The following is a 12362-nucleotide window of genomic DNA, read 5'->3' on the forward strand; positions in this document are numbered from 1 at the left end:
AAGACGTTGGCCTCGCCCGCGCAATCGTAGGCGACGTGTCCGTCCAGCTGCGCCGCTCCGAGGGACGGGATCGAGGCGGCGCGGCTCGTGCGCGAGCGGTGCGCCGTCCAGGTCGTGTTCGTCACCGGCCAGGGCGACGCGGCCACGCGGGAGCGCGCCATGGCGGGCGGACCGGCCGGCTATCTGCGCAAGCCCTTCACGCCCGAAGCCCTGGTCGCGGCGGTGCGCGCCGCCTTGCGACCGCGGGGCCAGGCGGCCGCGGGTTGACGGTCGGAACAAAACTGGAACATAAATCCATTTCGGATCGTCGCGCGACGCAGATAGGGTGCCGCGCGATTCTGTTTCTGAAGGGGCTCAGGCCATGGCCGGCAGCGTGAACAAGGTGATCCTGGTGGGCAATCTCGGGCGCGATCCCGAGATCCGGACGCTGAACAGCGGCGACCGGGTCGCCAACCTGCGCATCGCCACGTCCGAGACCTGGCGCGACAAGATGTCGGGCGAGCGCAAGGAAAAGACCGAGTGGCACTCGGTCGTGATCTTCAACGACAACCTGGTGAAGGTGGCCGAGAGCTACCTGAAGAAGGGCTCGACCGTCTACATCGAGGGCTCGCTGCAGACCCGCAAGTGGACCGACCAGCAGGGCGTGGAGAAGTACTCCACCGAGATCGTGCTGCAGAAGTTCCGTGGGGAACTGACCATGCTGGGCGGCCGCGGCGAGGGCGCGGGCCAGGGCGGCGGCCAGTCCTACGGCGGCGGCGACGACTACGGTTCGGGTTTCTCGGCCGGCCCGGCCGCCAAGCCGGCTTCCGGTCCGAAGCAGAGCTTCGACCTCGACGACGAGATCCCGTTCTAAGCGGCGGGTCCGCAAGGCGAAACTGGAAACGGCCGGGCTCTCGCAGCCCGGCCGTTTTCGGTTGCAGTTTACCCTCGGGCAAGCCGGGGCACGGCAGATGAGCGGCGGGGCGGGGGGCGTTCATGCGGGTGCTGGTTCTCGGCGCGTCGGGGTTCATCGGCGCGCATGTCGCCGCCGCCCTGGCTGCGGCCGGCTGGGCGGTGCGGGCGGGCGCGCGCCGTCCGGACGACGGCCGACGCCGGGCGCCCGCCCTGGACTGGGTGCGAGCCGACTTCGCCGACCTGACCGAGGCTGATGCGTGGCTCCCGCTGCTCGAAGGCGTTGATGCGGTGGTGAACTGCGTCGGCGTGCTGCAGGACGGGGCGGGCGACAGCACGGCGGTGGCGCACGAGCGCGGGCCGCGCGCCCTGATCGCGGCCTGCGAGGCGGCCGGCGTGCGCCGGCTGGTCCACGTCTCCGCCGTCGGCGCCGACGACGACGCCGGCACCCCCTACGCCCGTTCAAAGCGAGCGACCGAGACCCTGCTGGAGGCGTCCAGCCTTGACTGGGCGGTGGTTCGTCCGTCGCTGGTGGTGGCGCGCGGGGTGTTCGGCGGCACGGCGCTGATCCGGGCGCTGGCCGCCTTTCCAGGTTTCATTCCGGTGGTGGGCGGCGACCAGACCTTCCGCCCCGTGGCCATGGCCGATGTCTGCGAGGCGGTGGTGCGCCTGTTGGCGCCCGGCGCGCCCGCGCGGGTGCGGCTGGATCTGGCCGGTCCTCAGAGCCTCACGCTCGCCGACCTGCTGAAGGCTTATCGCGGCTGGCTGGGCTTTGCGCCGGCGCCGCTGGTGCGCGTGCCGCCGGTTCTGGCCGCGCCGGCGCTGGCCGTCGGCGACCTGCTGGGTCGGCTGGGCTGGCCCTCGCCGCTGCGCACCACCTCCCTGCGCCAGATGAACCACGACGTGGGCGGCGACGCGGGCGCCGCTGAGCGGCTCCTGGGCCTGCGCACCCGCTCGCTGGACCAGTACCTGAGCGAGCAGGCCGCCGCCGTGCAGGACCGCTGGCACGCGCGGCTCTATTTCGTGCGGCCGCTGGCGATCGCCCTGCTGGCCGCGTTCTGGATCGGCACCGGCCTTGTCACCTTCGGACCCGGCTGGAAGGGCGCGGTCGCGATCCTGCACGAGGGCGGCTACGGCGCGGCCGCGCCGTGGATCGCCGGCGGCGGCGCGGTGGTCGACATCGCGCTGGGCCTCGCACTGCTGCTCCGCCGCTTCACAGCGAGGGCCGCGATCGGGATGGCTCTGGTGACCGCGGGCTATCTGGTCGCCGCGACCCTGGCCCTGCCGCAATACTGGCTGGACCCGCTGGGCCCCTGGCTGAAGACGCTGCCCGGCCTGGCGCTGTGCCTGTTCGTGGCCGCCACGGACGAGCGTCGATGATCGACTTCTATCCTCTGCTCAAGCTGGTCCACGTGCTCTCCGGCGCGGTGCTGTTCGGCACCGGGGCCGGGATCGCCTTCTTCATGGTCGCCGCCCACCGCACGCGCGATCCGCGCTCGGTTGCGGCGGTGGCGAAGATCGTGGTGCTCGCCGACTTCGTGTTCACGGCCAGCGCGGTCGTGGTCCAGCCCCTGTCGGGCGTGGGCCTGATCGCCCTGCAGGGCTACAGCCTGACCGAGTCCTGGCTCGTGGCCGCCTACGGCCTCTACGTCCTCACCGGCCTGTGCTGGCTCCCGGTGGTGGCCATGCAGATGCAGATGAAGCGCCTGGCCCAGGAGGCCGTAACCGCTGGCGCCGATCTGCCGGCCCGCTACCACCAGCTCTATCGCCGCTGGTTCGCTCTCGGCTGGCCGGCCTTCGCCGCGGTGGTCGGCATCTACTGGCTGATGCTGACCAAGCCGACCTTCTGACGCCGTACCGCCAGTCCTTCCCCCCTCGCGCCGGAACCTTGGCCGCCCGCTAGGGGTTGCTGGCCCCGGTGGAGGTCGGCGCGCCGCGCGCCGGGCGGAGGTCGCATGGGCGTGTCGGTGTCGGTGTCGGGGGAATCGGTTGAGGCCCGCCCGGACCTGGAGCTCGCCGCCGCCGCCGCCGCCGCCCGCCGCTGGCTGTTTGAGGAGGCGGCGCCCGTCTGGGCCGACGCCGGCTTCGACCGCGACCGGGGCCTCTTCGCCGAGCAGATCTCCTGGGCCGGCCGGCCCGAACCCGTGACCCGCCGACTGCGCGTGCAGGCGCGGCAGATCTACAGCTTCTGCGAACTGGGCCGGCTGGGCTGGTCGGGGCCGTGGGCCGAGCAGGCCGAGCGGGCGCTGGACCGCCTGCTGGCGGCCGGGCGGCGAGGGGACGGCCTGTTCGTCCACACATTCGACGACCGCGGCGACGTCGAGGACGAGCGCTGCGACCTCTACGACCACGCCTTCGTGCTGTTCGCTCTGGCCCACGCGGGCGCGGCGCTGAACCGGCCGGACCTGTTCGACACCGCCGACGCCCTGTTCGACCTCTGGGAAGCGCGCTATCGCCGGCCGACCGGCGGCTTCCACGAGGGCGAGGTCGAGGTGCAGCCGCCGCGGCGTCAGAACCCGCACATGCACCTGTTCGAGGCGGCGCTGGCGTTGTGGGAGGCCTCGGGCCGCGACCGCTGGCTGAAGCTGGCCATGGAGTTGGCGCGGCTGGCCGAGGACCGGTTCCTGATCGGCGACGCCATGGGCGAGTACTTCGACGAGAACTGGTCGCCTCTGGGCGCCCGTCGCCTGGCGGAGCCCGGGCACTGCTTTGAGTGGGCCTGGCTGTTCGACCGGGCTGCGGGCCACCGCGCCTCGGCCCTGGAAGCCTCCGACCGGCTATGCGCCTTCGCCCGCCGCAACGGCCTGGACGCCGCGCGCGGGGTGGCGGTCAACGCCCTGACCGCGGACGGCGCGGTGGTGGACGCCGACGCGCGCCTGTGGCCGCAGACCGAACGCCTGAAGTGCGCCGTCGCCCGCTGGCGCCGCACCGGCGATCCCGACGAGGCGCGCGAGGCGGTCAACGCCTGGCGGGGCCTGAACCGCTACCTCGACACCCCCGTGCCGGGCGTCTGGCGCGACCGGCTGAAGGCGGACGGTTCGTGGGTGGAGGAGCCGGCTCCGGCCAGCTCCTTCTATCACATCATCTGCAGCCTCTCGGCCCTGCTGGAGGCGGTGGACAAGGATTGAAACCCAACGTGTAGGGCGGACGGGCGACGGCTGGGCTAGACGCCGAAGTTCGTATGTCCGACTCGTCGCGCCTCACTCCGCTCGAATACGCCGCCCTGGCCGCCATCGTGGTGATCTGGGGCGTGAACAACGCTGCGGCCGCCCTGGCCACCCAGGTGCTGCCGCCCATGCTGCTCGGCGCCATGCGCTTCGCCCTGGCGGGCGTGTGCCTGGCCTTCTTCGTGCGGCCGCCGTTTCCGAATCTGAAGCACCTGCTGCTGCTGGCCGTGGTCGGCGGGCCTGTGCACTTCGGGCTGGTCTATCTGGGCTTCGCCCTGGCCGACGACCTCAGCCCCTACGCGGTCAGCCTGCAGCTGTGGATCCCGTTCTCGGCGCTGTTCTCCTGGCTCTTGCTAAAGGAGCGCCTGTCGGTTCCGGCCATGGTCGGCATGGCGGTCGCCTTCGCCGGCGTGGTGTTCATGACCGCCGATCCGCGCGCCATGCACGACTGGAAGGCCATCGTCGTCGGGGCCGGGGCCAGCGCCGCCTGGGCCTTCGCCACGGTGACCGCCCGCCGCGCGGCCGGCGTGCCGCCGCTGAAGATGCAGGCCGTCCTGGCCTTCGTGGCCGCCCCCAGTCTGTTCCTGGGCTCGATGTTGTTCGAGCACGACCAGGCCGGCGCGATCGCGCGCGCGGACATGCTGATCTGGGCCTCGGTGGTGTGGGCCGCCCTGATCTCCACCGTGATCGCCACCGGCCTGCTGTTCTGGCTGGTGCAGCGGCGCGAGGCGGGGCGGGTGACGCCCTACCTGCTGGCTACGCCGGTGGTGTCGATCGCCATCGGGGCGGGCCTGATGGGCGACGTGCTGACCCCGCAGATCCTGGTGGGCGCCGCGGCGACCATCGGCGGGGTGGGGCTGGTGGCCTTGGCCGAGCAGCGGATGAGGCGGGCCGCCCTCGCCGCCAAGGCCGCCGCAGTCGCCTGAGCGGCGTCCCGAAACGGCGCGCCTCCGCGTTGGAACGGGTCTTGCTCGCCTGTGGGGCGAGAAGGACGCCGATGACTTCACCGTATCAGATCGACATCGTCCGGCCCGACGAGCTCGGTGCGTCCGAGCGGGCGCTGTGGACCGACATCGTCCGTGACGATCCCGCCTACGCCAGCCCGTACTTCCGGCCGGAGTTCGCGCTCGCGGCCGGGAAGGTCGCGCCCCACGCCCGCGTCGCGGTGATGCACCGGGCGGGGCAGATCGCCGGCTTCCTGCCCTTTCAACGCCGGGGGCGGCTGCTCCAGCCGATCGCCGCGCCGCTAAACGACTATCACGGCGTGATCGCCCGCCCGGGCGAGGGACCGGGCCTGGACGAGGCGCGCGGCCTGATGGGCGCTTCGAAGGCGCAGGTGGCCGGCTGGGTCGGGTCGGACGCGCCGGGGCCGCGGCTGGTCGAGCGGACTTGCCTGCTGGCGCACGCGCCGGACGGCTGGGACGCCTACATGGCCGAGCGCCGGCGCGAGCACGGCAAGTACTTCAAGAACAAGGACCGCTCGCGCCGCGCCTTCGAGCGCGACTGCGGCACGCCGGCCTTCCGGTTCGCCGACCGGTCGCCCGAGCTGCTGGACCGGCTGATCGAACTCAAGCGCGAGCAGTACCGCCGCACCCGCCGCCACGACGTGTTCGCCTGCGGCTGGACCCGCGACCTGCTGGCCGCCCTGCTGGAGGCGGGGGAGGGCGAGTTCGGGGCCGGCCTGTCGGTGATGGAGTGGGAGGGCGAGACGGTCGCCCTGACCTACGGCCTGTGGGCTGGCGAGCGGTACCATTTCTGGTTTCCGACCTTCGCGCCGCGCTTCGGCCGGTTCGGGACCGGCGGCGTGCTCACTGAGGAGACCATCCGGTGGGGGGCGGGGCGCGGCTTGCGGTCCTTCGATTTCGGCTTCGCCGGGGAGTCTTATAAAAAGTACTTCTGCAACGGCTCGCAGAGCGTGCTGGAGGGCGAGGTCGAGGAGCCCGGGTGGCGCGCGGCCGCCTCGCGCGCGCTCGACGCGCTGGACCGGCGACCGGACAGCGCGCTGGCGCGCATCCGCGCCAGCGCGCGGCGCCGGTTCGCGGTGATCGACGCCTGCGAAACCACGCCCTGGGCCCGGCTGGCGGGAACGGCGGCGGCCGCGGCCGCCTTCGCGCGCAGGTCCGAGGCGGCGGCTTGATCCGCGGCCGGCAAGATTAAGGCGAAGTAATGACTTCCTTTTAAAGTGACAGCCTGCGCCGGTCGGCCCACCTTCCGCTCAAGCATCGCTCAGGGAAGAGGGTCATGAAGGTTCAACTGTTCATCGCGGCGGCCGCGGCGGCCTTGTGTGCGGCGAGCGCCGCGTCGGCGGCTCCGGAAGTCGAGATCGAGAACGCGGTCGCCCGCGTCGTGGTGATCCCGGAGGCTCGCTCCGACATCGCCGTCGACGTGCGCCAGGGCCGCGCCGACCTGCCGCAACTGACGGTTTCGCAGCGCGGCGGCGGCAAGGTCGAGATCGACGGCGATCTGGATCGCCGGATTCAGGGCTGCAACTACCACGGCGGGGCCTCCACCCTCGACGCGGCGGTCAACCCGCCGGAAAACCTGGTGATCAACGTCCGCGGCCTGCCCCCGGTGAAGCTGGCCGACGCGCCGCTGATCACCCTGCGGGTGCCGATGGACGTCAACATCGACGCCGGCGGGGCCGTGTTCGGTTCGATCGGCCGGTCTGACAGCCTCGAGCTGGGCGCAGCCGGCTGCGGCGACTGGACCGTCGCCAACAGCAAGGGCGAAATGAAGATTTCGGTGGCCGGTTCGGGCGACGTCGCAGCCGGGACCTCCGCCAGCCTCCAGGCCTCGATCGCCGGCTCCGGCGACGTCCGGACCGGCGCGACCCAGGCGCTGCGCGCCTCGATCGCGGGTTCGGGCGACGTGCGGGTGGCCCGCGTCGACGGCCCGATCGACGCTTCGATCGCCGGCTCGGGCGACGTGAGCGTCGACGCCGGACGCGCCAGCCGCCTGAAGGCCTCGATCGCGGGCTCGGGAGACGTCCGTTTCGGCGGCACGGCGGACACGCTGAACGCCTCGGTGATCGGGTCGGGCGACGTGCGCGTCGGCGCGGTCACCGGGTCGATCAGCAAGAGCGTGATGGGCTCCGGCGACGTGGTCGTCGGTCGCTGATCGGGTAACGGGGGAACAACCTATGAAAGCGTTGCTTCTTTCGGCGGCCGCGTTCGCGGCCGGCGCTCCCGCGGCCTCGGCTGCGACTCAGACCGTGCGGCTCGAAGACCTGGCGGCCCGCGTCGTCGTCATGCCGGAGGCCCGCAGCGACGTGAAGGTCGAGATCCGGCCGGGCGCTTCCGACATCGCCGCCCCGCGGCTGTTCTGGGAAGGCGGCCGCGCGGTGGTGCGCGGCACGTTGGACGACGGCGACCTGAAGAACTGCCGCAAATCCGGCAAGGACTTCGACACCGGCAACATCGTGCTGCACGGCCGGCGCAACGTGGCGGTGAAGGACCTGCCGGTGGTGGTCCTGCACACGCCGCAGGACGTGGTGATCGAGGCGGACGGGGCGGTGGTCGGCGAGGTCGGCGCGGCCCGCTCGGTGACCCTGTCGCACGAGCGCTGCGGCGCGTGGAAGTTCGCCGACGTGTCGGGCCGTCTCGACCTCGACATTGAGGGCGTGGCCGACATCTACGCCACGCGGGCCGGGGCTGCGATCGTGAAGCTGGAGGGGATGGGCGACGTCCACCTGGTCAGCGTCGGGGCCTTCACCGCCGACCTGGAGGGCATGGCCGACATCACCGTCGACCGCGTCAACGGCCCGGTGGACGTGTCGCTGGAAGGCATGGGCGACGTGCGCATCAAGAGCGGGAACGCCACGACCTTCAAGGCCGCGCTGGAGGGCATGGGTGACGTGCAGTTCGACGGCGTCGCGGCCAGCCTGGACGCCTCGGCCGACGGCATGGGCACGATCCGCGTGGCCCAGGTGACGGGCGCCAAGCGCACCAGCCAATCCGGCTTCGCCAAGGTGAAGATCGGGCGCTGAGGTCTGAGCATCGGCGCCCCGGCCGCCGGCCGGGGCGCCGTCTCGCGCCGTCTTAGAAGAACGGGAAGCCGGCCCCGATGATGCCGCCCAGCGGCTTCAGGGCCGCGCCGAAGCGGTCGCGGTCCTTCAGCGTGCCGCCGCCGTAGTTCCAGCGGATGCCGACGCGGAAGGCGTCGGATGACAGGTCGCCCGGGATGCTCTCATCGAACTCCTGGTGGTCGTAGCTGGCGAACAGGCTGATGGGCACGGTCGGGAACTGGTATTCGCCGCCGACCCCGAATTTCCAGACCTCGAGATCCCCGAAGCCGTCCTCGGCCTGGTTCCAGCCGATCTCGCCGTCGACCCGGAAGTCGTCCTGGATGAAGTAGGCCAGGCCGCCCGTGGCGCCCCAGATGTCCACGTCGGCGTCGTCGATCTGGCCATAGCCGACCGAGCCCGACAGGGTGCTCTGCTCGAAATAGTACTGGCCTTCCGCCCCGATCACCCAGGTCTGGTCGCTGACGTCGGAGTCGGTGAAGCCGGCGAAGCCGCCGATCAGGCCCTGGTCGTTGCGGGCGTGGACGTGGGCGGTGCCCTGGATCACGCCCTGGTCGGTGAAATCGTCGGCGTCCGTATATCGGACGTCGAATTGCATGCCCCACGACTGCTGCGGGATTTCCACCGCGCCCCCGATCGACCAGGCGTTAGCGTCGTCGTCCCCGAAGTCGGAATCGAAATTGATGTTGCCGTAGTCGACGTCGGCGTAGCCCGTCACCGCCTCCTGGGCGAAGGCGGGGGCCGCGATGAACACGGCGCCGAGCGCCGTCGTAACCAGCAGACTGGACTTCATGGAGCTTTCCCCTGGTCGAAAGTGGAACGCTCCCCCCGAGGGAGAATTGATACCGTAAAGCTCCCCCGTAGGCTGTGCCGTTTAGGTCACAAGCGCGGCGGTAATCGAACGCTGTTATTCAAAAGGTCCGGGCCCAAACGGAAGACGCCCCGGAGCGGGGCTCCGGGGCGCCTGAGGCCGTGTGTCCGGCGCGGGCGCCGGAACGCAAGTCGCTTAGAACGCGCCGCCGAACACGCCGGCCGCGCCGGTGAAGCTGGCGCCCGAGCGGTCGCGGCCCTTCAGGGTCTGGCCGCCGAAGGAGACGCGCATGCCGATCGACAGCTTGTCTTCGTCGATGTCGGCGTCGTCGAACTGGTAGTGGGTGTAGCCGGCGTAGACGCTGAACGGCTTGCTCGACAGCTGGTACTCGCCGCCCAGGCCGGCCGACCAGACCTTGTCGTAGTCGGCGTCGGCGTAGCCGAGGCCGGCGTTCAGGCGGAAGTTGTCGGTCAGGAAGTAGCGGACTTCGCCGCCCACGCCCCAGGCGTCGGCGTCCAGGTCGTCGCTGCTGCCGTAGGCGATCGTGCCGGCCACGGTCAGGTTGTCGAAGTACTTCGCGCCTTCGACGCCGAGGTTGTAAGTGCTGACCGAGTCGGAGTTCGACACGGCGGCGAAGCCGCCGACGGCCCACTGGTCGTTGCGGGTGAAGACGTGGGCGCCGGCGCCGAACGCGTTCTCGGAGCTGAACTCGTCGTCGATCTGCAGGCTGGTGTAGCCGGCGTCGAGCTGCACGCCGATCTGGTCGGTCGGCTTGAAGGCGACCGAGGCGTTCAGGTCATAGGTTTCGACGTCGCTGCCGGTGCGGGTGTAGCCGGCGCCGAAGTAGCCCGAGGTGTCCTGGGCGAAGGCCGGGGCGGCGAAGGCGACGGCGGCGAGGGCGGCCGAGGCGAACAGAACGTTTTTCATTAGACTTCCTTGCGTTTCCCCCGCGGTGTTTCGCTTGTGGGAAGCGCCACGGTTGGATCGCCAGCTAAGCTTGGCCGTACGGGCTCACAAGCCGCTTGGAAGCCAGGGCCGCCGAGGTGCGGCGAACCGTGCTCGTTCTGCAACGGACCTTGGCGGAAATGCGGCATTGTGTGGGCGATTGCGGCGGGATTGCGCCGCCCGCGGGGTCGGCCGCCCCAGGTTTCGCACGAACAGTTAAGCGTCCGCGTCGCGCCGATTCCGTAGAGCCCCGCAAAAGAAAACGCCCCGGAGCCAAGCTCCGGGGCGTTCCTCCTCGTTCCGGCCGCAGCCGGAAGGCGAGATCTTAGAACAGGCCGCCGAAAGCGGTCTTGGCGCCGTTGAAGCTGGCGCCCGAGCGGTCGCGGCCCTTCAGGGTCTGGCCGCCGAAGTTGTAGCGCACGCCCACGGTGAACTTGTCGGCGTCGATGTCGGCTTCGTCGAACTTGGTGTGCTCGTAGCCGGCGTACAGGCTGACCGGGGTGGCCGCGAACTGGTATTCGCCGCCCAGGCCGACGGTCCAGGCCTTCTCGACGTCGGCGTCGGCGTAGGACAGGCCGCCGTTCAGGCGGAAGTTGTCGGAGACGAAGTAGCGGGCTTCACCGCCGATGCCCCAGACGTCGACGTCGGCGTCGTCGTTGTTGGCGTAGGCGACGGCGCCGGCCAGGGTGACGTTGTCGAGGTACTTCGCGCCTTCGGCGCCGATGTTCCAGGTGGTGGAGTCTTCGGCGTCGGTCACGCCGGCGAAGCCGCCCACGGCCCACGCGTCGTTGCGGGTGAACAGGTGGACGTTGGCGTTATAGGCGTCCGACGAGTCGAAGCCGTCGACGTCGGTGTTGGCGTAGCCGGCGTCGACCTGCACGCCCAGCTTGTCGGTCGCGCTGAAGGCGACGGCGCCGTCCAGGCCCCAGGTGTCGGCATCGCCGAAGTCGGTGTCGGTCTTGGCGTAGGAGGCGCCGACGTAGCCCGAGGCGTCTTGGGCGAAGGCCGGAGCGGCGAGGGCGACGACGGCCAGGGCGGCGGAGGCGAACAGAACGTTCTTCATTGCTCTTATTCCTTTGTTGGCCCGCGGAGCCTTTGAGGGGAGGGGCTCCGCGGTTGTTCGCCAGCTAAGCAGGGCCGCCGGGCCGCTCAAGGCGCATACGGCTACGCTTCCGGTTCGGGAGCATGAAGCGTGACGGTTCTGCAACAGAACTTGGCGCGATTGTGTCGGATCAAAGGCGAATGTGGCGGCTTCGCGGTCGGAGCAGTCCGACTTCGCCACGAGGCTGAACTGCAGTTCATGAAGCTGAGCGGCCGTTCACCACGCCAAGCAAAGCGCGCCCCGAGTCGGTGACTCGGGGCGCGCGCGCGTATCGCCGTCCGTCCGGCCGGGGCCGGGCGTGCGGTCTTAGAAGATGTTGATCAGCGAGAAGGCGGACGCGCCGCCGAAGCTGGCGCCCTTGCGGTCGCGCTGCTTCAGGCTCTCGGCGCCGAAGGTCCAGCGCAGGCCGACGCTGAAGGTGTCGGCGCTGGCGTCGAAGTCCTTCGCTTCGGAGTGGTCGTAGGCGGCGAACACGCTGAACGGCTGGTTGGCGAACTGGTGCTCGGCCCCGACGCCCAGGCTCCAGCCGCCGTAGTCTTCGTCTTCGCTCTTGACCCAGGCGTAGCCGGCGCGGCCGTCGATGCGGGTGTTGTCGCTCAGGAAGTAGCGCGCTTCGCCGCCGACGGTGACGATGTCGACATTGTCCCAGTTGTCGAACTGGCCGTAGGAGGCGCTGCCCGCCAGGGTGAGGTTGTCGAGGTACTTCTGGCCCTCGACGCCGCCGGTCCAGACGGCCGAGCCCTGGGCGTCGGTCATGCCGATGAAGCCGCCCAGCGCGTAGCTGTCGTTGCGGGTGAAGGCGTGCACCGTGCCGGTCTTGGCCGTGACCGCGTAGTCCTCGATCTCGGTGCGGGCGACGCCGGCGTCGACCTGGAAGTTGATCAGGTCGCTGGCCGCGAACACCACCTTGCCGCTCAGGGCGACGGTGTCGGAGTCATAGTCGTAGCCGCCGCCGGTGTCGTACGAGGCGCGGGCGTAGCCGGCGTCCATCTGGCCGGCGACCTGGGCGTAGGCGGGGGCGGAAACGGCGACCGCGGCGATCGCCGCGGCGCAAAGCAGGTGCGTCTTCATTATTGTATCCTCGATGAGAGACGCCCGGCCCGGCCGCGCGGGGATAGTCGGGGGAAGGCGACCGGGCGGGCCGCTTCCGATTACGGTCAAGCTGTCCGGCCGCCACCCGCTGCGCGACCAACCTCGCCTTTCGCGCGACGAAAGGGGTGTTCGGACTGTCGCCGCGCGGTCGCGCGCATCGCCGCAGATCCTTTGGGAAAGCGGCCTTGACGCGGACTGAATCGGCGGGCATAACCCGCGCCTCTTGTTGAGCCGGCCGTGCCGAAAGGCAGACGCGGTTCGCAGGAACGACCTGAGTTTGAAGCGCCTCTCAGGGGCGCAGCCCGGGTACAACGGCCCTCGCGGATGTCCGCG

General features: G+C 70.7%; 13 protein-coding genes. 9 read left to right on the forward strand and 4 right to left on the reverse strand.

What is annotated here, in order from left to right; genetic code table 11:
- The first annotated feature begins 69 nt into the window (after positions 1–69).
- From H8B08_RS02470 to H8B08_RS02510, 9 genes are all read left to right on the forward strand, one after another.
- The gene (locus tag H8B08_RS02470) at positions 70–267 is read left to right on the forward strand and encodes a response regulator (RefSeq protein ID WP_370545390.1); all 198 of its coding nucleotides are present in this window, start codon (positions 70–72) and stop codon (positions 265–267) included.
- Between the two features lie 94 nt (positions 268–361).
- Positions 362–853, forward strand: a complete 492-nt coding sequence (gene ssb, locus H8B08_RS02475; RefSeq protein ID WP_187448655.1) for a single-stranded DNA-binding protein — start codon at positions 362–364, stop codon at positions 851–853.
- Positions 854–975: 122 nt separating this feature from the next.
- The gene (locus tag H8B08_RS02480) at positions 976–2271 is read left to right on the forward strand and encodes an SDR family oxidoreductase (RefSeq protein WP_222934278.1); all 1296 of its coding nucleotides are present in this window, start codon (positions 976–978) and stop codon (positions 2269–2271) included.
- Entirely contained in the window at positions 2268–2741 is a 474-nt protein-coding gene (locus H8B08_RS02485; RefSeq protein ID WP_187448656.1) for a DUF2269 domain-containing protein, read from the forward strand. Before H8B08_RS02480 ends, H8B08_RS02485 begins: the two co-directional genes overlap by 4 nt.
- Before the next feature lie 105 nt (positions 2742–2846).
- Positions 2847–4019, forward strand: a complete 1173-nt coding sequence (locus H8B08_RS02490; RefSeq protein ID WP_187448657.1) for an AGE family epimerase/isomerase — start codon at positions 2847–2849, stop codon at positions 4017–4019.
- Positions 4020–4072: 53 nt separating this feature from the next.
- Positions 4073–4984: a DMT family transporter gene (locus H8B08_RS02495; RefSeq protein ID WP_187448658.1), complete on the forward strand. Its 912-nt coding sequence runs from the start codon at positions 4073–4075 to the stop codon at positions 4982–4984.
- Positions 4985–5055: 71 nt separating this feature from the next.
- The gene (locus H8B08_RS02500) at positions 5056–6195 is read left to right on the forward strand and encodes a GNAT family N-acetyltransferase (RefSeq protein ID WP_187448659.1); all 1140 of its coding nucleotides are present in this window, start codon (positions 5056–5058) and stop codon (positions 6193–6195) included.
- A 104-nt stretch (positions 6196–6299) separates the two neighbouring features.
- Entirely contained in the window at positions 6300–7175 is an 876-nt protein-coding gene (locus tag H8B08_RS02505; RefSeq protein WP_187448660.1) for a GIN domain-containing protein, read from the forward strand.
- Between the two features lie 22 nt (positions 7176–7197).
- Complete coding sequence (locus H8B08_RS02510) at positions 7198–8043, forward strand: hypothetical protein (RefSeq protein WP_187448661.1); 846 nt, start codon at positions 7198–7200, stop codon at positions 8041–8043.
- Between the two features lie 52 nt (positions 8044–8095).
- Here the strand turns inward: H8B08_RS02510 and H8B08_RS02515 are convergent, their stop codons facing one another.
- The 4 genes from H8B08_RS02515 to H8B08_RS02530 all read right to left on the reverse strand — a co-directional run bounded on the left by H8B08_RS02515 (position 8096) and on the right by H8B08_RS02530 (position 12008).
- Complete coding sequence (locus H8B08_RS02515; protein WP_187448662.1) at positions 8096–8872, reverse strand: hypothetical protein; 777 nt, start codon at positions 8870–8872, stop codon at positions 8096–8098.
- A gap of 213 nt (positions 8873–9085) precedes the next feature.
- Positions 9086–9817, reverse strand: coding sequence for an outer membrane beta-barrel protein (locus H8B08_RS02520; RefSeq protein WP_187448663.1), 732 nt, complete (start codon positions 9815–9817; stop codon positions 9086–9088).
- A 343-nt stretch (positions 9818–10160) separates the two neighbouring features.
- A complete protein-coding gene (locus H8B08_RS02525) occupies positions 10161–10898 on the reverse strand; it encodes a porin (protein WP_187448664.1) in 738 nt (245 codons plus the stop codon).
- Positions 10899–11243: 345 nt separating this feature from the next.
- Positions 11244–12008, reverse strand: a complete 765-nt coding sequence (locus H8B08_RS02530) for an outer membrane protein (RefSeq protein WP_187448665.1) — start codon at positions 12006–12008, stop codon at positions 11244–11246.
- Positions 12009–12362 lie beyond the last annotated feature (354 nt).

This window comes from Caulobacter sp. 17J80-11 (assembly GCF_014349105.1).
Lineage (GTDB): Bacteria > Pseudomonadota > Alphaproteobacteria > Caulobacterales > Caulobacteraceae > 17J80-11.